The sequence below is a fragment of the Nesterenkonia sp. AY15 genome, assembly GCF_022565855.1.
In the GTDB taxonomy this organism is placed as follows: Bacteria; Actinomycetota; Actinomycetes; order Actinomycetales; family Micrococcaceae; genus Nesterenkonia.
Genome location: NZ_JAJOYV010000005.1, coordinates 96,268 through 117,738 on the forward strand (window position 1 = coordinate 96,268; position 21,471 = coordinate 117,738).

23 protein-coding genes are annotated in these 21,471 nt (G+C 64.9%); 17 read left to right on the forward strand and 6 right to left on the reverse strand.

Annotated features, from left to right (window positions below):
• Positions 1-50 precede the first annotated feature (50 nt).
• The 9 genes from LSI54_RS09080 (at position 51) to LSI54_RS09120 (ending at position 5,123) form a co-directional block, all read left to right on the forward strand.
• Positions 51-344, forward strand: coding sequence for a hypothetical protein (locus tag LSI54_RS09080; protein WP_241478197.1), 294 nt, complete (start codon positions 51-53; stop codon positions 342-344).
• Positions 345-567: 223 nt separating this feature from the next.
• On the forward strand, positions 568-807 hold the full coding sequence (locus LSI54_RS09085; protein ID WP_241478198.1) for a hypothetical protein: 240 nt from the start codon (positions 568-570) through the stop codon (positions 805-807).
• Positions 804-2,234: a DUF3631 domain-containing protein gene (locus LSI54_RS09090; protein ID WP_241478199.1), complete on the forward strand. Its 1,431-nt coding sequence runs from the start codon at positions 804-806 to the stop codon at positions 2,232-2,234. The genes LSI54_RS09085 and LSI54_RS09090 overlap by 4 nt, the downstream gene beginning before the upstream one ends.
• Positions 2,227-2,475, forward strand: a complete 249-nt coding sequence (locus tag LSI54_RS09095) for a hypothetical protein (RefSeq protein WP_241478200.1) — start codon at positions 2,227-2,229, stop codon at positions 2,473-2,475. Before LSI54_RS09090 ends, LSI54_RS09095 begins: the two co-directional genes overlap by 8 nt.
• Before the next feature lie 150 nt (positions 2,476-2,625).
• Positions 2,626-2,949 carry a hypothetical protein gene (locus tag LSI54_RS09100; RefSeq protein ID WP_241478201.1) on the forward strand — a complete coding sequence of 108 codons (324 nt, stop codon included), beginning with the start codon at positions 2,626-2,628 and terminating at the stop codon, positions 2,947-2,949.
• Positions 2,946-3,260 carry a hypothetical protein gene (locus LSI54_RS09105; RefSeq protein WP_241478202.1) on the forward strand — a complete coding sequence of 105 codons (315 nt, stop codon included), beginning with the start codon at positions 2,946-2,948 and terminating at the stop codon, positions 3,258-3,260. Before LSI54_RS09100 ends, LSI54_RS09105 begins: the two co-directional genes overlap by 4 nt.
• On the forward strand, positions 3,257-3,703 hold the full coding sequence (locus tag LSI54_RS09110; protein WP_241478203.1) for a hypothetical protein: 447 nt from the start codon (positions 3,257-3,259) through the stop codon (positions 3,701-3,703). The genes LSI54_RS09105 and LSI54_RS09110 overlap by 4 nt, the downstream gene beginning before the upstream one ends.
• A 159-nt stretch (positions 3,704-3,862) precedes the next feature.
• Entirely contained in the window at positions 3,863-4,693 is an 831-nt protein-coding gene (locus tag LSI54_RS09115) for a phage major capsid protein (RefSeq protein ID WP_241478204.1), read from the forward strand.
• 277 nt (positions 4,694-4,970) lie between these two features.
• Positions 4,971-5,123, forward strand: a complete 153-nt coding sequence (locus LSI54_RS09120; RefSeq protein WP_241478205.1) for a hypothetical protein — start codon at positions 4,971-4,973, stop codon at positions 5,121-5,123.
• A 235-nt stretch (positions 5,124-5,358) separates the two neighbouring features.
• On the opposite strand, the gene LSI54_RS09125 is transcribed toward LSI54_RS09120, so the two are convergent.
• Both LSI54_RS09125 and LSI54_RS09130 read right to left on the reverse strand, forming a co-directional pair.
• Complete coding sequence (locus tag LSI54_RS09125; protein ID WP_241478206.1) at positions 5,359-6,117, reverse strand: hypothetical protein; 759 nt, start codon at positions 6,115-6,117, stop codon at positions 5,359-5,361.
• 476 nt (positions 6,118-6,593) lie between these two features.
• Positions 6,594-7,025 (reverse strand): VOC family protein, encoded by a 432-nt coding sequence (locus tag LSI54_RS09130; RefSeq protein ID WP_241464667.1) that lies wholly within the window; start codon positions 7,023-7,025, stop codon positions 6,594-6,596.
• A 59-nt stretch (positions 7,026-7,084) separates the two neighbouring features.
• On the opposite strand from LSI54_RS09130, the gene LSI54_RS09135 reads away from it, so the two are divergent.
• From LSI54_RS09135 to LSI54_RS09145, 3 genes are all read left to right on the forward strand, one after another.
• Positions 7,085-7,495: a hypothetical protein gene (locus LSI54_RS09135; protein ID WP_241464666.1), complete on the forward strand. Its 411-nt coding sequence runs from the start codon at positions 7,085-7,087 to the stop codon at positions 7,493-7,495.
• A gap of 440 nt (positions 7,496-7,935) precedes the next feature.
• Positions 7,936-8,967: an LLM class flavin-dependent oxidoreductase gene (locus LSI54_RS09140; RefSeq protein WP_241464665.1), complete on the forward strand. Its 1,032-nt coding sequence runs from the start codon at positions 7,936-7,938 to the stop codon at positions 8,965-8,967.
• Positions 8,968-9,022: 55 nt separating this feature from the next.
• On the forward strand, positions 9,023-9,703 hold the full coding sequence (locus LSI54_RS09145; RefSeq protein ID WP_241469463.1) for a type 1 glutamine amidotransferase domain-containing protein: 681 nt from the start codon (positions 9,023-9,025) through the stop codon (positions 9,701-9,703).
• A gap of 76 nt (positions 9,704-9,779) precedes the next feature.
• On the opposite strand, the gene LSI54_RS09150 is transcribed toward LSI54_RS09145, so the two are convergent.
• Together LSI54_RS09150 and glnA are read right to left on the reverse strand one after the other, a co-directional pair.
• The gene (locus tag LSI54_RS09150) at positions 9,780-12,896 is read right to left on the reverse strand and encodes a bifunctional [glutamine synthetase] adenylyltransferase/[glutamine synthetase]-adenylyl-L-tyrosine phosphorylase (RefSeq protein WP_241478207.1); all 3,117 of its coding nucleotides are present in this window, start codon (positions 12,894-12,896) and stop codon (positions 9,780-9,782) included.
• Between the two features lie 2 nt (positions 12,897-12,898).
• Positions 12,899-14,239, reverse strand: a complete 1,341-nt coding sequence (gene glnA, locus LSI54_RS09155; protein ID WP_241464662.1) for a type I glutamate--ammonia ligase — start codon at positions 14,237-14,239, stop codon at positions 12,899-12,901.
• 103 nt (positions 14,240-14,342) lie between these two features.
• Here glnA and panB point away from each other — a divergent pair, with 103 nt between their 5' ends.
• Positions 14,343-15,161: a 3-methyl-2-oxobutanoate hydroxymethyltransferase gene (gene panB / locus LSI54_RS09160; RefSeq protein ID WP_241464661.1), complete on the forward strand. Its 819-nt coding sequence runs from the start codon at positions 14,343-14,345 to the stop codon at positions 15,159-15,161.
• Between the two features lie 298 nt (positions 15,162-15,459).
• Here the strand turns inward: panB and LSI54_RS13285 are convergent, their stop codons facing one another.
• Positions 15,460-16,212 carry a LamB/YcsF family protein gene (locus tag LSI54_RS13285; protein WP_446740426.1) on the reverse strand — a complete coding sequence of 251 codons (753 nt, stop codon included), beginning with the start codon at positions 16,210-16,212 and terminating at the stop codon, positions 15,460-15,462.
• A gap of 250 nt (positions 16,213-16,462) precedes the next feature.
• On the opposite strand from LSI54_RS13285, the gene LSI54_RS09170 reads away from it, so the two are divergent.
• Positions 16,463-17,947: an amidase gene (locus LSI54_RS09170; protein WP_241464659.1), complete on the forward strand. Its 1,485-nt coding sequence runs from the start codon at positions 16,463-16,465 to the stop codon at positions 17,945-17,947.
• Positions 17,948-18,127: 180 nt separating this feature from the next.
• Here LSI54_RS09170 and LSI54_RS09175 read toward each other — a convergent pair whose 3' ends face one another.
• Positions 18,128-18,307: an SPOR domain-containing protein gene (locus LSI54_RS09175; protein ID WP_241464658.1), complete on the reverse strand. Its 180-nt coding sequence runs from the start codon at positions 18,305-18,307 to the stop codon at positions 18,128-18,130.
• Between the two features lie 76 nt (positions 18,308-18,383).
• On the opposite strand from LSI54_RS09175, the gene LSI54_RS09180 reads away from it, so the two are divergent.
• From LSI54_RS09180 to ppgK, 3 genes are read left to right on the forward strand one after another with little or no spacing between them, the layout of a single operon-like run.
• Positions 18,384-19,628 carry an MFS transporter gene (locus LSI54_RS09180; RefSeq protein WP_241478208.1) on the forward strand — a complete coding sequence of 415 codons (1,245 nt, stop codon included), beginning with the start codon at positions 18,384-18,386 and terminating at the stop codon, positions 19,626-19,628.
• 10 nt (positions 19,629-19,638) lie between these two features.
• Positions 19,639-20,541 carry a type I methionyl aminopeptidase gene (map, locus tag LSI54_RS09185; protein ID WP_241478209.1) on the forward strand — a complete coding sequence of 301 codons (903 nt, stop codon included), beginning with the start codon at positions 19,639-19,641 and terminating at the stop codon, positions 20,539-20,541.
• A gap of 41 nt (positions 20,542-20,582) precedes the next feature.
• Positions 20,583-21,446 carry a polyphosphate--glucose phosphotransferase gene (gene ppgK / locus LSI54_RS09190; protein ID WP_241469471.1) on the forward strand — a complete coding sequence of 288 codons (864 nt, stop codon included), beginning with the start codon at positions 20,583-20,585 and terminating at the stop codon, positions 21,444-21,446.
• The last annotated feature ends 25 nt before the right edge of the window (positions 21,447-21,471 follow it).

Sequence of the window (21,471 nt, forward strand, 5' to 3'; positions counted from 1 at the left end):
AAGTACACCGGGCCGAATCAGATACAGACACCCTCGAAGGGGCATCGAACATGGAACAGAATACAGCTGAGAAGCCGTCGAGCCAAGAGAACGCCGATGACCAGGAGATCGCCGAGACCGTTGAACAGGTCGCCTGCCTTGTCGTCCCCACGCCTCAGAGGCAGAGCAACGTTCGCCTGACCACTTCAGACGTCTTCCAAGACGGCGTAAAGGTCAACCCGCGCCTCACGATCATCGACGCAGACGGACATGATGTCTGGCTAGATCTCCCGGCAGAGGACATCGAGGCCATCGGGGAATGGCTGACCCTCAAGGCACAGGAGATGCAGGACGGTGCCCTGTGATCGAGGAACAGTTGATCGACAGCATCGCCCGTGAACGACTGACCGACGTGTTCGCCGTGGTCTCAGAAGTCCGCAGCAGCGCCGAAACGCCTCAGTACCGGCGCAGGGTACACCTCAGCTTGGTAGCGGCACAGAAGGCCGCTCAGCGGGCACGGGACCGAGGTCTGGACGCTCGCGTGATCCTCTGCCAGCTCCGACCAATGGAGGACACCGGGGGGCACGCATGAACGGCATCGACTTCTACTGTGACGGCTCCCCCGGCGAAGTCCGCTCCTACCAGGCCGGATATCTCGCCGGGGTCCACGAAGGCGTGAAGCTGGGCCGCGAGGAGCTGATCGCGGAACAACTCGAAGCGCAGCGCAAATACGCCGAGGCACACGATTTCGCCCGGCTCATGGACGCCGCCGTAGTCGGGATGAGAGTCCGCAAGGCACGCGCGCAGTCGAAGGGGGTGGCCGCATGAATCACAGTGAACGCACCTTGGACAACGTCACCGATTACGTCCGGCGCTTCGTCTCCTTCCCAGGAGATCACTACGCGCCAGTCGTCACGCTCTGGATCGCCCACACTTACTTGATTGCCGAGTTCGACAACACAGGACGGCTCGCTGCACTCAGCGCCGAACCCGCGTCAGGCAAGTCCCGACTCACCGAGATCGTGGGAGACCTCTCCCGCAACACCGTCGCATCGGTGAACGCTTCGCCGGCAGCCATCTTCAGGCATATCGAGAAGGTCGAAGGTGACACGACGCTGATATTCGATGAGATCGACACGGTCTACTCCAACAGCAGCGACGACAAGGGCGACCTGACCGGGCTCATCAACTCCGGCTATCGACGCGGCGCGAGCGTTCTGCGGACAGTGGGGGAAAACCACGACTCGAAGGCGTTCCCCACGTTCGCACCCGTGGCGCTGGCAGGACTCTCCCGGGCGAAACTCCCCGACGCGCTCCTGAGTCGTTGCTTCATCGTGCCGATGAAACGACGGGCACCGGGGCAGATGGTGGAGCCCTATCGGCAGCGGCTGGAGAAGGTCGCCATTAACGATCTCCGAGAGTCACTGGAGGCCCTTGCCGAGGAGATCCGGCCCGGAATTGCCGACTACTTCCCCGAGCTTCCTGAAGGGGTCCAAGACCGGCAGCAGGACATCTGGGAACCACTGGTCGCCATCGCTGACAAGGTCGGCGGACATTGGCCCGAGACCGCCCGCGAAGTCTGCAAGCAGCTCGCCGCAGAATCGTCGCACTCGAAGCCGAGTCTTGGCACTCAGTTACTCATGGACGCCCAGGACATCTTTGACCGGCTGGAGGTCTCTGAGATCTCAACCAGCAGTCTCATCGATGAACTGGCCGAGATCGAGGAATCGCCTTGGGGTGATTGGTACGGCAGGCCAATCCCTGCCCGCAAGCTCGCGGAGATCCTGAAGGAATATGAGATCCGCACGGCGCAGTTCAGAATCCCCGGTCACCCGTCGCCCATTCGCGGGTTTCGTGTCCGTGATTTTCAGGACGCATTCACGCGCTACTTGGGGGCACCCCTGGGAAAAGCGGTACACGCGGTACACCCGTTACAAGGCCCGGAAACACGGGGATCTGACGTACCGGATCGTGTACCGCATCGAGTTTCGGACGCGGGACACGGTACGGAACCCGGTACAGAACAGGTCCGGAAACATGCGGATGTACCGCGTGTACCGGATGTACCGGATTCTCAGGGGGGTACCCCGAGGGGTGGCGACGTAGCCCAGCTACTCGCACTCGATCCGGTACCGGTGACCACGTCAGAGATCCAGGTGGCAATGGGCTGGAACCTTCAGCGGGCAGGCCGCGCAGCCCAGGCTCTCGCCATCGCCCCGAACTGGACCGCGCAGGAGGTGAGCACCAGTGGATGACGACCAGGACAGACACCTCGCAGCCATCGGCTGGATGCTCCTGCACCTCGCAGGCGACACGAAACGGGTGGAACTTCTGGAGTCCCCAGACAACCTGGGCATCGTCGCCGCACTCTCCGAAATGTGCATCGGGGTGCTCTCCACCAGCGGTGACCGTGACGCCAGAAAAAGTCTTCTGCGGTGGCAGCGGGACCAACTAGAACTGCTCGCGACTCAGGAGGTTAATCACGATGACCACTAAGACGACATCAGCGAACGGCAAAGAAGAAGGCCCATTGCCGAGTGGTTTGGCAGCCGACGAGGACCACATCTGCAATCCACGCGATAAGCGCGCCGAATGGCTCGCGCACCTCGCATCGAAGAACACGAAAACTACTCAAGGAGGCTCACCGTGAGCAATCTCTATGAAGCCGAGGTCGAGTACTTCAACGACAGCCCGAAAGAGGACACGACGAGCCAGCGGTCCGCGTTCGCGGGACTCAAAGCCCGGAACGTGACCCTCCGAGCAGACCGCGACTTATGGCGGGCGAGGGCACAGGAGAACTCGCTGCACCTGGAACAACTCAAAGTACAACTCCGCACCTGGGAAGCACGGGCCAAAGAGAACCATAAGCAGGTCATGGGAATGAAGGACGCTCACCGGAAGCGACTCTCTGAAACACGGGAACTCCGGGCCGAAGTCGAACAGCTACGCAAGGAACTGGAGAACCGATGACAGAGACACCGAAGATGAGCCCCGCGAAAGCGGAAGCACTAATGAGACTCATCAAACACGAGAACAAGCAGACCGGGCCAATAGTCGAGCAGCGGCTCATCGAGTCCCCGGACGGCACCCCCGCGGGAATCAGTCACGAGGAGGCCCCAGGCGCTCATATGGGCCGCGTCCAACTCACAGAACAGCAGTGGGCCGAACTCGCGCACTACGCGGCTGAAAAGCTCTCCGGCCCCGTCAGCACCACGGCATACACGAACTGGGAAGAAGCCGCCCGGGCACTCATCAACGAAACCACTAAGGAGCAGTCATGACAGACCAGGAAGCCCAGACCGCGACCGAATCATCCGAGGTCGAGAACAACACCTCTGAGAACGTGCCTGACCACGGTGCGGGACGCGGCAACGAAGCAGCCCGCTACAGGGTCAAGCTGCGCGAGACCGAAGCAGAACGGGACACCCTCAACACCAAGATTCAGCGTTACCAGTGGGCCGAAGTAGAACGCCACCTGGACCGCATCGAGAACCCCGAGATCCTCCAGCGCCTAGGCCACACGCTCGACGACTTCCTCACCGAAGACGGAGACGTAGACCCCGTGAAGGTCGCCACCGTCTCAGGACAAGCAGCCGACGACCTTGGACTCAAGGCCGAGACACACGGCCCCAGGATGCCCCTGGAAGGCCGCGCACCCAGCTCAGGAGCGGACACACCTAAGGACGTTCAGCAGGCCCTCAGAAAGGCACTGGGAATCCAGTAAAACAGTCTAAGAATAAGGTATAATGGTGACTGGTAGTTGATGCACAAAGGCCAGCGGCTTTAACGTCAACTACCAGTCACAGCCCCAGGCGGGCACCCAGTGTCGAGGCAGAGCCTCCACCGGCAGCAAATATCTCGCTACCCGCCTCAGGAGGCACAAATGGCTATGTACACCAACACCGATACCGTCAGCGGCATTCTTCCCCGCGATCACGGTGACCTCATCGTCGAACCGGTCACGCAGAGCGCACTCGCGTTCAACCCGCTTATCGCGACAATCGCGCGAACCGGGTCCAACGAGTTCTCAGTCCCCGTCGTTCGCGAGGACGCTGGAGCCGCATGGGTCGCTGAAGGTCAGGAAATTGACGAGGACGACGCCACCCTCGACGAGCTGCTAGTGCGGCCCTCTAAGGTCGCGGGGCTCACCGTCGTCAGCTCCGAGCTGGCCCGGGACTCCTCCCCCTCTGCTCAGAAGGTCATTGCAGACGGCCTGGTCCGCAGCATCGTGGATCAGGTAGACCGGGCGTTCTTCGGCAACCTCGTCAGCCCTGCACCCTCAGGTCTCGAAGGGCACACCCCAGCTGAATCCCTGACCACTGACCTGAGCAACCTGGACGCGCTCAGTGAAGCCGTGAGCCTCGCAGAGACTGGCGGCGCGAACGTCACGGCATTCGTCGCTGACCCGGTCACCGCTCTTGCACTGGCAACACTGAAGCAGGCAACAGGCAGCAATCAGGCGCTGCTCGGCAACAACCCGCGACAGATCATTGGCCGCGAAGTTCTCGTCTCGCGTCATGTGGCAGCAGGAACTATCTGGGCGATTGATGCAAGCCGCATCGTGACCGTGCTGAGGACCGATGCTGAACTGGCTGTCAGCGACCAGAGCCACTTCTCATCTGACCGCATCGCCGTCCGCGCGACACTTCGCACAGGCTTCGCGTTCGCCTCCGCATACTCGGCGCTCCCGATCCGGGTGAACACCGCAGCCTGACACGTTGCACGCGCAACGTGACCCCCGTGACCCAACCAGGCGCGCGGGGGTCGCGTTGGGTCAGCCCCACCCCGGGGGACCATCCCCCACCCCCACCCCGCGTTCGCACCCAGAGGCATTGCGATATATCCCCCCGCGAAAATGCGACGTTATCGCGGTGCGCTGACCTGGGGTTTCCTGTCGCGATCCCCGTGTGTCAATTGGGCGACTTGGTCAGACTTCCACTTCCCTGTAATGACGGGGCAATACCCGTTACAACTCTAGAAGGAGAAACACCATGGCAACTCGTCGAATCAAGCAGTACCAGTCCGGCGCAAAGAAGGGCTCACTTCCTGGAATGGCGAACCGTGCAGCTAACGCCGGTAACGCCGTCATTTACCCCCTCAACGTGGCGGAGCAGGTAGTCAAGAACGTCAAGAAGCGTAAGTGACTAGGAAGCCGCCGAAGCGGGAAGTTCCGCCCAAACGGCCACCAAGGTCACCGCGAGATCCCTATTGGGCCCAACGGCCCACGAGGAACCCGCTCGATCCTTGATCACTCTGGAACGGCCCTCATCTGACACGCTCAGGTGAGGGCCTTCCCGTGTTCACGCACCGGTACCTGAGGGGGACGAACGTCACACCCTGCCGGGTGTCCCGTCGCGTCGGGCGCGCTCTTGCCTACCTCTAGGGGCTTGCTACCTCGCCACCCCAGTCAGCGTCTGCGATCTCGTAGACCTCGTCAATTGCTGGGTTGTCACCGTTCGCTGACTCGTCCGGCACCTCTAGATAAGCCTCGATCATCCCCGTGCCATCCACGTGTACTAGTTGGCCGCCACGCTCCGGCAGCACCATCTCCTCAATCAGGTTCGACTCCGTGACCCCGGGCGTGAACGGCCCCGAATACATGTGCTGCACATAGCCGCCCCAAGTGTTCGACCAGTTGCCTATCAGGTTGTAGAGCGATTGCATCTCCCCATCGGCGGTGACGTAATGCCAGCCGCCACCATCAATCGGGGCGGGCAGCTGGACCGGCATGTCACCCTCTACCGCGACCGAGAACAGCGCCATCCCATAGTTCTCCTCACCAGCCACGCGCTCGGGTTCAACCCACTCGAACCCCTCATAGGTGATCTCAGCAGTTCCCATACCGTCCATGCTTGCCAGGCGAAAGGTTTCGCCAACTTCGTATGTGATTGAGTCGAGGCTGTCGTCGGGTTCGCCTGGATCTTCCGCTGCCATGTCCTCATTGACTGGCTCGTCCGTCTCTGCTTCTAACGGTTCACTGTCGTCCTCTGCGGGCTCTCCGGCCTCCTCGACGGGTGCTTCTGTCTCAGCCTGCTCGGGTGCCTCCTGAGCCTCTTCTGCGCCCTCGTCGTTGCCACCGCAGCCAGCAAGTGCCAACAATGCGACCAGACCAAGCCCGGTAATAGATTGCGCCCTCATGATTGCCTCCGAGTTTCGAGTTGGTTTATACCTCGAAGTATCAAGTAAGGCGCAGCTTTCGGCAACGCCTTCCTGAAATGTCCGACCGTCAATCTTTGACCGGAGAGGGACTGTCCTATGCACGCTGGGAGGCCCAGCGGGTGCGGGACAGGGGCACCGGGAGGGCTTCTACCGGAACTCGTCGGGCAGGTGAGACCCCAGGCCCCAGTGCGGCCCCAAATGCCGCTAAGAGGCCCCACGCCAAGCTATAGCCCACTATGCCTAGTTCCCCGGAATGACGGGGCAGGCTGGCCCCTACTATGTCCCGCTATACCTGGTTTCGCTTTCGAGCTCTACTACTCGGTCTGATCACTCACCGAGCCTGAACAGCAAGCGGCCCCGCACCGAGTCAGCGGTGAGGGGCCGCTTGCTGTGTCCGGGCATCCTGCGTCCGGGACATGTTCGCCCGGGACAGGCGTGTTGGAGAGGGCGGGAGATCAGCCCAGGGGCGCGGTGAGCTCCAGGTTGATCCCGTCGGGATCCTGGAAGGAGAGGATCGCGAGCCCGGTGTCGTGCAGGTCGTTGATCTCGCCATGTTCGATGCCGGCCCCGGCCAGCGCCTGGGCGGCGTCCTGGAGCGCGGCGCGAGAGTCCACGGCGAAGCTCAGGTGATCGAGTCCTGTGGTGTCGGCGTTGAACGAGGCCTCCCCCACCGGCCGAAGACCCACCAGCGTGCCCTGAGGCGTCTGGTAGATGACGCCGCCGTAGAACTGTTCCTGAGAGGCAAGGACCGCGGGGTCATCGGCGTGGGCCGAGGTGTCCACCACGGAGGGCCAGCCGAAGACCTGGTCGTAGAACGCCTTTGATCGCGCGATGTCGGTGACGGTGAGCCGGACATGTGCCAACCCATTGCTGTTGATGAGAGCCATGGCCTCACCGTAACCCGGACACCCTTACCTGACCAGCCTCTGCTCACTAAAATACATCCATGACACGGCTGGGACCCCTGGATGTGATCGACGTCTTCGTCTACACGGTGGTGCTGGGGCTCTTCGTCCAGTTCTTCCCGGCAGTGATCTCGGAGTCGTTTTCGATCACGCTGCTCACCGCAGTGCTGCTGAAACTCGTGCTCGAGCTGGTGACCTGGGCGAAGAAGTCACTGGTGGCCCGGCTCCGGGCACGGCGCGGCGCTCGTCGAGCCCTCAACGTGGCGATGCTGATCCTGGTGCTGCCGGGCAGCAAGTTCCTGGTCCTGGAGCTGACTGCTCTGATCTTCCGCGGCGAGGTCCAGCTCGGCGGCTTCTTCCTGGTCACGGCGCTGATCGTCGTGCTGATGCTCGCCCGTGGGGGCACGCGGAGACTCTTCAGCCCCCGTGAGTCTGTGACCGAGCCGGGATGAAGGGTCAACACCCCTCGGCTGTGTGGAAGCTCCGAACGTCACTCGAGAACGCAGCTATACCGTCGGTCGCACAGTTCGACCAGATGAGGAATCCGTAGACCAGCGCCGTGAGAAGCAGAGAGCCTATCGCCAACGAGATGCGGAAAGACCTCGCAGGGTTCTCGCCCTCCGGAAGGGGCTGCTCGGCCTGCGCCACGGCGGGACTCCCCCTTCATGTCTCTGATGCCAGGCGGGAGCAATGGGCCTGGTCCTGCATTCCGCAGACGGAATCGTCACATCTGCCACGCTCGGTCCTGCTTGATCATTGGGACTCGAACATATCATCATCGTTCAGAGTGTCAACCAATTCTGGGCGCCTCTGCCCCCGTGGCCAGGTCCCGAACCTGTGCCGGTGCACACCTCGCGGAATGAGATCGCTCCCTCATGCTGTTGCACCAGGTATGCCCAACACCGCCTCGCGCCCGCTGTCCCTGCTTGACCTCGCGTTTGTGCGCCCACCAGAGACAGTCGCCGACGGCATCGCCCGCAGCGTCCGGCTGGCCAGGACCGCAGACAAGCTGGGCTATACACGCATCTGGTTCGCCGAGCACCACAACATGCCCAACATCGCCTCCAGCGCCACCGCCCTGCTGATCCAGCATGTGGCCGCCGCCACGGAGAACCTGCGGGTCGGCTCCGGAGGCATCATGCTTCCCAACCACGCACCGCTGATGATCGCCGAGCAGTTCGGCACCCTGGCGACTCTCTACCCAGATCGGATCGACCTGGGGTTGGGCCGCGCACCCGGCACCGACGGACCGACCATGCGCGCACTGCGCCGCGACGGCACCGAGGCCGACCGCTTCCAGGCCGACGTCATGGAGCTCAGCGGCTACCTCACCGGATACAGCCGCATCCCCGGAGTCAACGCCTACCCCGGCTTGGGCACCAATGTGCCGCTCTACATCCTGGGGTCCTCGCTCTTCGGCGCCCAACTGGCCGCGCAGCTGGGTCTCCCCTACGCGTTCGCCTCACACTTCGCGCCGCAGATGCTCAACCAGGCGGCTCACATCTACCGCGAACATTTCGACGCGACCAACTCCCTGCTGGGCCCGGACGCGCAGCCCCACTTCATCGCCGCGGCCAATGTCATCGCCCACGACGACGCCGCGGTCGCCCAGGAACAGAAGACCCTGGCGGAGAACGCCTGGATCAAGAACCACCTGGGCCGGAACCGGCAGATCACCGACGAGGATGTGGTGATGCTGCGCGACCACCCCGCGGGTCAGCAGGTGCTGAGCATGCTCTCCCGCGTCGCCGTCGGGACCCAGGCCGACGTCGTCTCCTGGCTCGACGCCTTCGCCGAGGAGGTCCAGGCCGATGAGCTGATGCTGGTGAACCTGGCCCCCGAGGAAGCGGTCCAGCACCGCACGCTGGAGCTGCTCGCCCCCAGCATGGCCGCCGCCCAGGAGTCCCCCGCCCGGGTCGCCTGAGCACTCGCCGCGCGGCACACCACGCCACAAGATCGTCTACATCAAGGAGATCCACATGAAGGTCCTGATCGTTCTCACCTCACACGACGAGCTCGGTGACACCGGCAAGAAGACCGGCTTCTGGCTCGAAGAGCTCGCGGCCCCGTACTACCGCTTCAAGGAGGCCGGCTACGAGATCACCCTGGCCTCACCCAAGGGCGGCCAGCCGCCGCTTGACCCCGCGAGCAACACGCCCGATTTCCAGACCGATGACACCCACCGGTTCGAGGCCGACGCCGACGCCACCGCCGCCCTCGCAGACACGGTGCGCCTGGACACGGTCTCAGCGGCGGACTACGACACCGTGTTCTACCCCGGTGGCCATGGCCCGCTGTGGGATCTCGCCGAGGATCCGGCGTCCATCCGCCTGATCGAGACCACGCTGCGTGCCGGCAAGCCTCTCGCGCTGGTCTGCCACGCCCCCGGAGTGCTGCGCCATGCCACCAACGAGGACGGAACTCCCCTGGTGAACGCCAAGCTGGTCACCGGGTTCACCAACACGGAGGAGGTCGGGGTCGACCTGGTCGATGTCGTGCCGTTCCTCGTCGAGGACGAGTTGACCAAGCTCGGCGGCAGGTACTCCAAGGGTGAGGACTGGAGCTCCTACGTGGTCGAGGACGGCCTGCTGATCACCGGTCAGAACCCGCAGTCCTCCGCGGAGACCGCAGAGGCGCTGATCGCCAAGCTCGCAGCCTGAGCGAGGTGGCACCTGCCCCTTGCCGGGCGGGTGCCACGGGGCCTCCCCTCCAGTTCAGCGATGCTCGGCTCCCCCGCTACGCCTCGTCGTAGAACAATCGCTCGTAGACCTGTCGGCAGCGCCGGGTCGTGCGCAGGTAGTGATCCTCGAAGTCCGCGCTGCCGCCGGAGGGGAACCCGCACCAGCGGGCGACGGCGTCGAGATCCCGGCGCGCTGAAGGCAGCACGTCGGCAGTCTTGCCGCTCCAGACCGTGGTGGCGGAACGCACCCGGGTGCACAGCTTCCACGCCTGGGTGAGCTGTTCCGCGTCGATCGGGCTGATCAGCTCCTCATCGACCATCGCGTCGAGCGCGATCAGCGTGGAGCTGGTGCGCAGGCGCGGCAGCGCATGGGCGTGCTGGAGCTGGAAGAGCTGCACCAGCCACTCCACATCGCTGAGACCGCCGCGGCCGAGCTTCACGTGCCGGGACGGATCGGCCCCACGGGGCAGCCGTTCGGACTCCACCCGGGCCTTGATCCGGCGGATCTCACGGGTCTGCGAGGCACTCGGCGGGGCGCCATAGCGGACGGAGTCGGCGAGCTCCATGAACCCGTCCAGCAGGTCGTCGTCCCCGCCGATGGGCCGGGCGCGCAGCAGCGCCTGGCGCTCCCAGACATCCATCCAGCGCCGGTAGTACTCGGCGTAGGAGTCCAGCGACCGCGAGAGCGGACCCTGCTTGCCCTCGGGGCGAAGATCGGCGTCGAGCTTGAGCGGGAACTCGCCGCGGATCGCGGGCTTGAGCGGTTTGGAGAGCTGGGCGCTGATCCGCATCGCGAGCTTCTGCGCCTGCGCATCGGCGAGCTTCGGATCCCCGCCCTCGGCGACGTCGTGGACGAACATGGCGTCCATATCAGAGCCGTACCCGATCTCGCGTCCGCCCTGGCGTCCCATGGCGATCACCGCCAGATCGGCGTGCCGACCTTCGGTCTCCCAGACCTCGGACTCTGCCACGCGCATCGCGCCCAGGGTTGCGGCGCGGTCCACATCGGAGAGTGCGGTGCCGACCTCGGAGATCTCCAGCAGCCCGACGGCGTCGCCGATCGCCACCCGGAGGGTCTCGCGCTGGCGCACCAGGCGGGTCAGCCGCATGGCGGTCTCGAGGTCGCCCTTGTGCCGGGTGATCTTGTTGCTGATCTCCTTCCACAGCGCCTCGTAGCTCAGTGGGGTCAGCGCCGCATTGTCTCCGAGCCATTTGGTGGACTCCGGGGAGTGTTCGAGCATGTCGGAGATGAACCGGGAGCCGGAGAGCACCAGGCACAGACGTTCCGCGGCCACCGAGGAGTCCCGCAGCATGGTCAGATACCAGGGGCTCTGACCCAATGACTCGCTGAGCCGGCGGAAGGCCAGCAGCCCGCCGTCGGGGTCCACCCCTTCGCCGAACCAGCCCAGCATCATCGGCAGGATCCGCCGCTGCAGCTTCGCCCGACGCGACAACCCCGAGGTCAGCGCGGAGATGTGCCGCATCGCGCCGGCCGGGTCGTGATAGCCCAGCGCCGCGAGACGGTCCTGGGCGGCCTTGGCGGTGAGTCGGACCTCCTCGTCGGAGAGCACCGCAGTGGTGGAGAGCAGCGGGCGGTAGAAGATCCGCTCGTGGAAGCTGGCGACCTCCTTGGCGATCTCGCGCCACTGGGTCAGCACCTCTTCTCCGGCAGGACGACGACGCCGGTTCGGCGGGTGGACCGCGTGGGCCAGCGCACGGATCTCATCGGCCTTCACCGGCATCAGATGGGTCCGTCGCATGTTGCTCATCTGGATCCGGTGCTCATAGAGGCGCAGCATCCGGTAGCAGCGGGACATCGCGTCCCGGTCTGCGCGGGCCACGTACTCCCCGGCCTCGAGCATCTCGATGGCGGTCAGCGAGTCCCGCACCCGGAGGGACTCATCGACCCGTCCGTGGACCAGCTGCAGCAGCTGGACGGTGAACTCGACGTCGCGCAGCCCGCCGCGGCCGAGCTTGATCTCTCGGTCCACCTCGTCGGCGGGGATGTTGTCGAAGACCCGCCGGCGCATCCGCTGGACGTTCTCCACGAAGTTCTCCTGGGCTGAGGAGGTCCACACCTGGGGCCAGATGGCCTCGATGTAGTCATTGCCCAGGCTGCGGCTGCCGGCGATGGGCCGGGCCTTGAGCAGCGCCTGGAACTCCCAGCCGTGGGCCCAGCGCTTGTAGTACTCCAGGTGGGATTCCAGGGTGCGGGAGAGGTCGCCTTCGCGGCCCTCGGGGCGCAGGTTCGCATCCACCTCCCAGAGTCCGGGCTCGGGACCGGTGCCGTTGATGACCTTGGAGATGCCAGACGCCATGGCCACCGCGGTGTTGCGGGCAGCCGCGGAGTCGATGTCTTCGGAGGCGCGGTGGACGAAGATCACGTCCACATCGGAGATGTAGTTCAGCTCGCGGGCGCCGCATTTGCCCATGCCGATCACCGCGAGCTCCACGATCTCCGCGGTGCGCCCGTTGCGGTCGGTGAGTTCGGCCCGGCTGACTGCCAGGGCTGCGTCGATGGCCGCGCCGGCCAGATCGGAGAGCTGCCGGGAGGCCAGCGGCTGATACGCGGCGGGATCAGCGGCACTGAGGTCGCGCAGCGCCAGGGAGGTCAGTTCGCGCCGGTAGGCTCGGCGCAGCGCGACGCCGGCCGCTTTTGCGTTGAACTCGGAGTCCAGCGCCGCGGTGGGCAGCTCCGCTGTCGGGTCGGCATGGACGGCCTGGATCAGCCGGGTGCGCAGCACCTCGGGCTCGGTGACCTCCGGAAGGGCGATGGCCGCAGCGTCGTCGGGGGCGTGGTTGTGCTGGTGCTCATCACGGTCCGCCTCCAGGGTGTCGGCGACGCTGAACAGCAGGTCGCAGTTCTCTGGGCGGCGGACGAGGAACTCGCCCAGCGCCTGGGAGGCGCCGAGCAGCCGGATCAGCGGGACCGCGCGCAGGTAGACGCCGTCGGTGACCACTTCGAAGAGGTCACAGACGTCGCCGGCGCGCTCCACCAGCCGGATGAGCAGCAGCAGCGCCTGATCCGGGTTGGGTGCATAGTGCAGGGTCTTGAGCAGCACGGCCGGCTCCAACCCGGCGAGGTGCTCGTCGGCCAGGAACCCGGAGGCGCGCTCCAGCTCCTGGAACCCGGCAGCGATGAGCTCCCGGCGGGTCAGCGCAGTGTCGGCCACGATCAGATCAGGCCGAGGTACCGTTTGATCTCGAAGGGCGAGACGTTCACCCGGTACTCGTCCCACTCCTGCTGCTTGTTCCGCAGGAAGTTCTCCAGCACCTGCTCGCCGAGGATCTCGGCCATCAGCTCGGAGTCTTCCATCTGGCGCAGCGCCTCGTGCAGGGTGCCCGGCAGCGGCTTGATGCCCAGGGCCTTGCGCTCGGAGGTGGTCAGCGACCACACGTCCTCACCCACCGGCTCCATCAGCTCGTAGCCTTCGCGGATGCCCTTGAGTCCGGCGCCGAGCACGGCGGCGTAGGCCAGGTAGGGGTTGGCGCCGGAGTCGATCCCGCGGAACTCCACTCGTGCGGAGCCGCCCTTGGTGGGCTTGTACAGCGGCACCCGGACCAGGGCGGAGCGGTTGTTGTGTCCCCAGGAGACGTGTGAGGGGGCTTCTCCCCCGCCCCAGAGGCGCTTGTAGGAGTTCACGAACTGGTTGGTCACCGCGGTGAACTCCGGCGCGTGGCGCAGGATCCCGGCGATGAACTGCCGCGCGGTGGTGGAGAGGTTGTACTCGGTGTTCGGGGCGAAGAAGGCGTTGGTGTCGCCCTCGAAGAGCCCGAAGTGGGTATGCATGCCGGAGCCGGGGTGCTCGGAGAAGGGCTTGGGCATGAAGCTTGCGTACTTGCCCTGCATGATCGCCACTTCTTTGATCACGGTGCGGAAGGTCATGATGTTGTCTGCGGTGGTCAACGCGTCGGCGTAGCGCAGGTCGATCTCATTCTGACCCGGGCCGGCCTCGTGGTGGCTGAACTCCACCGAGATGCCCACAGCTTCGAGCATGTTGACGGTGTGGCGGCGGAAGTCCTGGCTGACGCTGCCGGTGACGTGGTCGAAGTAGCCGGCACGGTCCACCGGGATCGGCTCGCCGTCGGAGTTGAGGTTCTGGGACTCGAGCACGTAGAACTCGACCTCGGGGTGGGTGTAGCAGGTGAAGCCCATCTCCCCGGCGACGTCGAGCTGGCGGCGGAGCACGTTGCGCGGATCCCCGGCGGCGGGTTCCTGATCGGGCGTGAGGATGTCGCAGAACATCCGCGACGTCGGCTCTTCCTCACCGCGCCAGGGCAGGATCTGGAAGGAGGAGGGGTCCGGGCGCAGCAGCATGTCGGATTCGAAGACCCGGGAGAGTCCTTCGATCGAGGAGCCGTCGAAGCCCAGCCCTTCGTTGAAGACTCCCTCGACCTCGGCCGGAGCCAGCGCCACGGACTTCAGCGAGCCCACCACATCGGTGAACCAGAGGCGCACGAAGCGGACGTCGCGCTCCTCGATGGTGCGCAGTACGAATTCCTGCTGTCGATCCATACGTTGAAGCCTCCTGAAATGCAGTGGGTGTCGCCGGGACCACTCTACCCAACTCCTCCTGCTCCTAAGCCTGGGCCTGGGCGGAATTGGGTAGCCTGATCACATGTCCGAGCCGATCAACCCTAAACGGGTCCGCACCGTGCACCTTCAGCAGTTCAAGGATGCCGGCCAGAAATTCTCCATGTTGACCGCCTATGACGCGCAGATCGCGTCGATCTTCGACGAGGCCGGGATCGAGCTGCTCCTGGTGGGCGACTCCGCCTCCAACGTGATGATGGGCCACTCGTCAACGCTGCCGATCACCGTCGAAGAGATGCTGGTCTTCACCAAGTCAGTGGTCAACGGCGCCAACCGCGCGCTGGTGGTCGCCGATGTTCCCTTCGGCAGCTATGAGAGCTCCCCGGCGCAGGCGGTGACCACGGGAGTCCGGTTCATGAAGGAAGCCGGCGCCCAGGCTCTGAAAGTAGAGGGCGGCGCGGCGATGGCCGGTCATGTCCGCGCGATGGTCGCCGCGGGGATCCCGGTGATCGCCCATATCGGCTTCACTCCGCAGTCCGAGCATGCCCTCGGCGGGTACCGGGTGCAGGGTCGCGGGGAGACCGCGCAGGCACTGATCGATGACGCACTGGCGCTGGAGGCCGCCGGAGCGTTCTGTGTGCTCATGGAGATGGTGCCCGCCGAGCTGGCCACCCAGGTGGATCGAGCGCTGCGCGTGCCCACCATCGGCATCGGTGCCGGCAACGGCACCACCGGTCAGGTGCTGGTCTGGCAGGACATGCTAGGCCTGGGCTCGGGTCGGGTGCCGCGCTTCGTGAAGCAGTACGCGAACCTGCGCGAGGTGGTGACCGAGGCGGCTGCGGCGTACCGCAAGGACGTCAGCGCCGGAAGCTTCCCGGCGCCGGAGCACAGCTTCGAGGATTAGGGCCACCCGCTCGTGCGCAGAGGCGAATTCCTCCGAAGTGCAGAACTCCCATCAGATGGCATTTATCGAATCATGATGAAGGTTATCCAAGATCGATTAAAAAGACGTATCTGAATGGCTTTACCGTTGAGTTTGCCTCGTGAAGTTCTAACAGGTCTAGACGAATCTCTATCGGAAGATCATCAATCAGTTCGCCGCATAGAGAGTCAGGGCCTGACGAGGCTCGGCACACAGCTGCCCGATACGGTGACCTCCTTGCTGCGGCATCACGGCAAGGGCATATGAGAACGGGCCAGCTTCACGGACTTGGGGGACGCACAGCGATCCCCAGAGCAGCGACTGTCCTGGTCACAGCGTGGGCGTTTGCCTCGGCTCCTGGTCGATCCGAGTGGAGGCAGACAGTGTCTGCCTGAATGGGCATCACTGAGCCATCTGCGGTACGAACATGCCCGCCGAGGATTGCTTGGACCTGCTCGGCGCACCATTCAGGATCCCTGCGACGATTCTCCGGGTCTATGACTATCCGCCCATCATCGGCGTACTCCAAGTCCGCGAAAGCCTCTGCCGCGACCCGGTGGCCCCGTCTGCGCTGTCGATCGGCCGCGTGGCCAGCCGGGAGAAATTGGATCAACGTGGAATCCATCTCGCCAATCGCATCAGCGACGGCGTCCGACACATTGTCATCCCTCATCAGTAACCCATAGAGACTTCCGTGGGCCTTGACGTGGGCCAGCGCTACTCCCTGCTGATCAGCGAAAGCTCGCAGTGCACCCGTCTGGTAGAGGACCGCCTGCGCGGCATCGTCTGGCGAGAACGCCATTTCGCGACGGCCGAACCCGATCAGGTCCGGGAAGCCAGGGTGGGATCCGAGCGCCAAGCCGTGGTGCTTCGCCAGTCGAACAGAAGCTGCCATAGTCCCCGCGTCGCCAGCATGCCAGCCGCAGGCGACATTCAGAGAAGAGACCAGCGGGGCCAGGGCCTCGTCCGCTCCCAGTCGCCATCGTCCAAGACTTTCTCCACCGTCTACGTTGAGATCTATAGTTCCGGTCATCACAGCCTCCTTTCCAGAGCTCCTTGGGAGCCTACCCGCGAGCTCCACCTGCCCGCTCCCCACGGGACTCCTGATCCTAGACTCGTGGCGTGCACCGGACAGCCATCGGCACTCCTCTGCGAAGAAACAACCGCGTCCTGGGTAGGCTGTTGGGTGGTGTGCTAGACCTCACATGGGGCAGAGAGTCTCATCCTCGCCTGCACCTCGACGACGCACTCGCGACACTTCCCACTTCTAAGGAGCCCGATCGATGTCCACGGAAGATTCTTTCTCGCTGCACGAAATCTCAATTCCTCAACTGCTCGATGCTTACTCCTCAGGGGATATCAAGGTCCAAGATGTCGTACGGCACTACTTAGACCAGATAGAAGCGATTGACCGTTCTGGACCAAGCCTGAACTCGATCATCACCACCAATGATTTCGCCCTCACTCGGGCCGAAGAGCTCGACGAACACCTGAGAAGCACGAATACCCTTGCAGGTCCGCTGCACGGAGTTGTCATTGTGGTGAAGGACAACATCGATACTGCGGAGATGGATACGACGTGTGGAAGCGAGGCCCTCTTGGGCTTCCGTCCCGAGAAAGACGCTGTCGCTGTTGCCAGGTTGAGAGAGGCTGGGGCTGTCATCCTCTCGAAATCCACCCTTCCAGACTTCGCAACCTCCTGGTGGTCCTACTCTTCGGTCAGCGGCGAGACCAAGAATCCATACGCCCTGGATCACGATCCTGGCGGTTCCAGTGCTGGATCTGCGGCAGCGGTCGCGGCCAACCTGGCTGTCGCCGGACTCGGAACCGACTGTGGCGGATCAGTCCGAATCCCGGCCTCCTTCTGCAATCTCGTTGGCATACGTTCCACTCCAGGGGTCGTACCACGCACCGGCACCGGATTCCTCGTCGCTTTCCAAGACACCGTCGGGCCGCTTGCACGGTCGGTTCAAGACGCGGTCGCGATCTTCGACGCTATGGCGGGCTATGACAACGGCGACCCCTTCTCCGTCTCCGCGACAGTCGGGAATCCGCCGACCTCCTACCTGGAGTCGGTGAACGGTGGCATGCAGAATGCGCGGGTGGGACTGGTCACCAACGCTCTGGGTGACGAATCTGATCCGCGCGGAGCAGCCATGAATCTGCTCATGCGGAAAGCGGTCGAGGATCTGGAGGACGCTGGGGCCGAGGTCGTCGACGTCCAGATTCCCAATCTCATGGACTATCTGATCGACACCAGTCAGTACGTGGCGTGTTCGCGCCACGACGTCGACGTCTATCTGCGGGAGCGTGAGCCACTCAACCACCTGCGGATCGCGGACATCGTCGCTGAGGGCAGGTACCACAAGCAGCTTGACTTGCTCGAAGCACTTGTCGAAGGCCCTGAACAGCCCGAAGACGACCCAGACTACTCCCGCCGCTTCGTCGTGCGGGAGGAGTTCACGCGGGTGATTCTGGACGTGATGGCACAGAATTCACTGGATGCACTCACCTACCCGGTAACTCGAGTTCCTGCGCCCTCAAACACAGAACGCGATGAGTGGACCGTGCTGAGCTTCCCGACGAACACACTGATCGCCTCCCAGGCGCTTCTGCCGTCGGTGACAGTGCCAGCAGGATTCACCGAGGACGGCATCCCCGCCGGCATCGAGCTCGTAACCCGCCCGTATGATGAGGCGTCCGGCTTCCGGATCGCTGCCGCGTTCGAGGCGCAGAGCAAGCAGCGGCGCGCACCTAAGTTCACCTGAGCCGCCGACCCAGGACCGAACCATCGACGTCAGAACATGCGCCCCGGGGTCTCTTGGAGCACCACAGACAGCTGCAGTCTCCGGGGCGCATGGTGACGACTCAGATCGACCGGAGATGCTGCCCGCCGAGCTGGCCACCCAGGTGGATCGAGGGCCGGCGTCGGCGGTCAGTTCTGACGGTCAGCGCTTCTCGTGCTTCTCGGTCTCTTCATCCCAAGCCTCGTTGTTCTCCTGCACGCGTTTGAGCGCCTCGGAGGCGGCTTCGCGAGTGGGATAGGGGCCCAGCAGCTGACTCCAGGAGGACTGCGCGCCCTCCTCGACCTGGCCGGTGCGGACGTTGAACCAGTATTCGGTGCTCATGGCCCCAGAATACGCCCCGGCCTCGGCTGACACATCCTGAAGTTCAGCGCGGCGGCAGCGTGTCAGACTTCTGCCCATGCACGAGAGCACCCCGCCGACGGCGACCTCCGGATCAGCACGACGACGGCGCGCCCCCTCCCTGCGGCGCAGCCGGGCCGCGACAATGGCCGCCTTCGCCACCAATGGGGCCCTCCCTGCCTCGCTGTTGGCCCGCTACGCCGAGGTCAAGGACGCACTGGAGCTGAGCCCGGCGATCTTTGGACTCGTGGTGGTGGGCTTCGGGCTGGGCGGCGCACTGGCGCTGCACATGCCCGGGGTGATCAACCGGTGGCTCGGAGTCGCGCGCACCGCGAGCTTCGGCACCCTCTTGATGGGCGGTGGACTGACCCTCGCCGCGGCCGGGGTGGCGCTGGGCAACCCCTGGGTGGTGGTGGCGGGCCTGCTGATCACGGGCTTCGGCGATGCCGCGGTGGATGTGTCGCAGAACTCCCAGGGGCTGCGTGTCCAGACGGCGTATCGACGGTCGCTGTTGAACTCGATGCACGCGGGCTGGAGCATCGGCGCTGCTCTCGGCGGCGCCGTCGGGATCCTGGCCGCGGTGCTCGGCGTGCCGCTGGCCACCCATATGGCGGTGTGGGCGCTGATCTGTGTGGCCGCGATGACCCTCTCAGCACGCGCGTTCATGCCCGAACCTGACGCGGAACCGGAGGACGCCGAGCCCCCGGTCAGGCCCTCCGGGTGGTCCACAGTCAAGATCCTGCTGCCGCTTGCGCTGATCGCGCTGGCCGGGATCTCGGTCGAAGACGTGGGCAACAACTGGTCCGCCGTGCTGCTCTCGACCGAACGCGGCCTGGACGCGGCCTCGGCCGGCGTCGGACTCACCGTGCTGCTTGCCGCCCAGTTCATCGGGCGGATGATCGGTGACCGGGTGATCGACCGGCTCGGGGAACGGACCTCGCTGATCCTGAGCCTCTCGGCGGTGATCATCGGTCTGCTCGGCGCCGCCTGGGCACCGGGAGTCGCGCTGACCCTGGTCGGCTTGGCAGTGGCCGGTCTGGGCTGCGCGGTGACCGTGCCGCTGGCCTTCGCCCGGGCGGACCGGGTGCCGGGACTGCCCGCGCACAGCGGGGTGACCTGGATCAGCTGGGCGATGCGCGCGGTGATGCTCAGCCTCTCCCCGGCCATCGGAGTGATGACCCAGGGGTCCTCGCTGCCGGTTGCGATCAGCGTGATCGTGGGCATCGCGGCGCTGGCGCTGGCGCTGCAGCTGCGGCCGCGACCCCAGCTGCAGCCCGAGCCCCGGGCAGCAGCAGACCGATAGGATGAACCTCATGGCTACCCCGCAGTCCGCTCCCCTGTCTTCCCGTGCCCCCGTGGGCACGCTCACCAAGGGCACGGTGTCCCCTCAACGTCCGGTCCCGGCGCACATCGATCGGCCCAACTACGTGGGCCTCGAGGCCCCGCCGGAGTACACCGGTGAAGACGTCTACGACGCCGAGACCGTCGAGCGGATCCGACGGGCGGCCCAACTCGCCGCCGACGCCATGGTCGCGACCTCCGAGCTGATCCGCCCCGGGGTCACCACCGAGGAGCTTGACGCCTACGCGCACCAGTACCTGACCGACCGTGGGGCCTACCCGTCCTGCCTGTCCTACCGCGGGTTCCCCAAGGCCATCTGCACCTCGGTCAACGAGGTCATCTGCCACGGCATCCCGGATTCCACAGTGCTCGCCGAGGGTGACATCGTGAACCTCGACATCACCGCCTATATCGACGGCGTGCACGGGGACCACAACCGCACGATCTTCGTCGGCGAGGTCGATGAGGAGACCCGGCTGCTGGTCGAACGCACCGAGGAAGCGATGATGCGTGCCATCCGGGCGGTGAAGCCGGGCCGGCCGATCAATGTGATCGGTCGCGCCATCGAGTCCTATGCGAGGCGTTTCGGCTATGGTGTCGTACGCGAGTTCATCGGCCACGGCGTGGGCAAGGCGTTCCACACCGGCCTGGTGATCCCGCACTTCGATGCGGCACCGGACCACGCGCGCCTGATGGAGCCGGGAATGGTGTTCACCATCGAACCGATGCTCACCCTGGGCACGCGCCACTGGGACATGTGGGAGGACGGCTGGACAGCCGTGACCCGCGACCGGAAGCGCACCGCGCAGTTCGAGCACACTCTGGTCGTCACCGATGACGGCGCCGAGATCCTCACGCTGCCTTCGGGCTCCTGAGTCCGGTCCCCTCCCCCACAGCACGGAGATACTGCACCACTATGAGCTCTTCTCACGAGCAGCCACTGGCTGCCCAGTCCCTCGGTTCCGCCAGCGAGACCATCACGGATCTTCCCAAGCGGGCCATCGGCATCGATGTGGGCGGCACCGGGATCAAGGGCGGTCTGGTCAACCTGCACAAGGGCACCCTGACCGGTGAACGGTTCCGGATCCCGACCCCGAAGCCTGCGACCCCGGAGGCGGTGGCCGAGGTGATCGGTCAGATCCTCGATGAGCTGCTCAGCCGGGAGAAGGCCCCGGCGCTGGAAGAGCTGTCCGTCGGCGTGCTGTTCCCGGCGATCGTGGACAAGAACATCGTGCTCTCTGCGGCGAACATCGATCAGTCCTGGATCAACACCGACGCCGCGAAGCTGCTGCGCCACCTGCCCGGGCAGATCCACACCCTGAACGACGCCGACGGCGCCGGTCTCGCCGAGGCCCGCTACGGCGCGGGCAAGGGGCTCGAGGGCACGGTCATGACGATCACCCTGGGCACCGGCATCGGGTCAGCCCTGGTGCACGACGGCGTGCTGGTCCCCAACAGCGAGATGGGTCACCTGGAGTTCGAGGGCGAGGTGGCGGAGAAGAAGGCCTCCGCCGCGGCGCGTGAGCGCACCGACATGCCCTGGGATGAATACGGCCAGCTGCTGAACCGGTTCCTCAAGCATGTGGAGCGGCTGCAGTCGCCCGAGCTGTTCATCATCGGCGGGGGGATCTCCAAGCGCAGCGAGGATTTCCTGCCCGAGATCAAGGACCTGCGGGCGAAGGTCGAGGTCGCCGCGCTGCAGAACAACGCCGGTATCGTCGGGGCGGCGCTCTACGCCGCCGAGCAGACCCGGCTGAACCAGTCCCGCGGGCGGTCCTGAGCCTCACGCACAGGTTGCTACACTT

Excerpts from the sequence above, each read along its gene's own strand:
- LSI54_RS09110 (WP_241478203.1), top strand. The coding sequence starts at position 3,257 with ATGACAGACCAGGAAGCCCAGACCGCGACCGAATCATCCGAGGTCGAG.
- LSI54_RS09085 (WP_241478198.1), top strand. The coding sequence starts at position 568 with ATGAACGGCATCGACTTCTACTGTGACGGCTCCCCCGGCGAAGTCCGC.
- ppgK (WP_241469471.1), top strand. The coding sequence starts at position 20,583 with ATGAGCTCTTCTCACGAGCAGCCACTGGCTGCCCAGTCCCTCGGTTCC.
- LSI54_RS09080 (WP_241478197.1), top strand. The coding sequence starts at position 51 with ATGGAACAGAATACAGCTGAGAAGCCGTCGAGCCAAGAGAACGCCGAT.
- LSI54_RS09130 (WP_241464667.1), bottom strand. The coding sequence starts at position 7,025 with ATGGCTCTCATCAACAGCAATGGGTTGGCACATGTCCGGCTCACCGTC.
- glnA (WP_241464662.1), bottom strand. The coding sequence starts at position 14,239 with ATGGATCGACAGCAGGAATTCGTACTGCGCACCATCGAGGAGCGCGAC.
- LSI54_RS09090 (WP_241478199.1), top strand. The coding sequence starts at position 804 with ATGAATCACAGTGAACGCACCTTGGACAACGTCACCGATTACGTCCGG.
- LSI54_RS09120 (WP_241478205.1), top strand. The coding sequence starts at position 4,971 with ATGGCAACTCGTCGAATCAAGCAGTACCAGTCCGGCGCAAAGAAGGGC.
- LSI54_RS13285 (WP_446740426.1), bottom strand. The coding sequence starts at position 16,212 with ATGACCGGAACTATAGATCTCAACGTAGACGGTGGAGAAAGTCTTGGA.
- LSI54_RS09180 (WP_241478208.1), top strand. The coding sequence starts at position 18,384 with ATGCACGAGAGCACCCCGCCGACGGCGACCTCCGGATCAGCACGACGA.
- LSI54_RS09145 (WP_241469463.1), top strand. The coding sequence starts at position 9,023 with ATGAAGGTCCTGATCGTTCTCACCTCACACGACGAGCTCGGTGACACC.
- LSI54_RS09105 (WP_241478202.1), top strand. The coding sequence starts at position 2,946 with ATGACAGAGACACCGAAGATGAGCCCCGCGAAAGCGGAAGCACTAATG.
- LSI54_RS09115 (WP_241478204.1), top strand. The coding sequence starts at position 3,863 with ATGGCTATGTACACCAACACCGATACCGTCAGCGGCATTCTTCCCCGC.
- LSI54_RS09170 (WP_241464659.1), top strand. The coding sequence starts at position 16,463 with ATGTCCACGGAAGATTCTTTCTCGCTGCACGAAATCTCAATTCCTCAA.
- LSI54_RS09175 (WP_241464658.1), bottom strand. The coding sequence starts at position 18,307 with ATGAGCACCGAATACTGGTTCAACGTCCGCACCGGCCAGGTCGAGGAG.
- map (WP_241478209.1), top strand. The coding sequence starts at position 19,639 with ATGGCTACCCCGCAGTCCGCTCCCCTGTCTTCCCGTGCCCCCGTGGGC.
- LSI54_RS09125 (WP_241478206.1), bottom strand. The coding sequence starts at position 6,117 with ATGAGGGCGCAATCTATTACCGGGCTTGGTCTGGTCGCATTGTTGGCA.
- LSI54_RS09135 (WP_241464666.1), top strand. The coding sequence starts at position 7,085 with ATGACACGGCTGGGACCCCTGGATGTGATCGACGTCTTCGTCTACACG.
- LSI54_RS09140 (WP_241464665.1), top strand. The coding sequence starts at position 7,936 with ATGCCCAACACCGCCTCGCGCCCGCTGTCCCTGCTTGACCTCGCGTTT.
- panB (WP_241464661.1), top strand. The coding sequence starts at position 14,343 with ATGTCCGAGCCGATCAACCCTAAACGGGTCCGCACCGTGCACCTTCAG.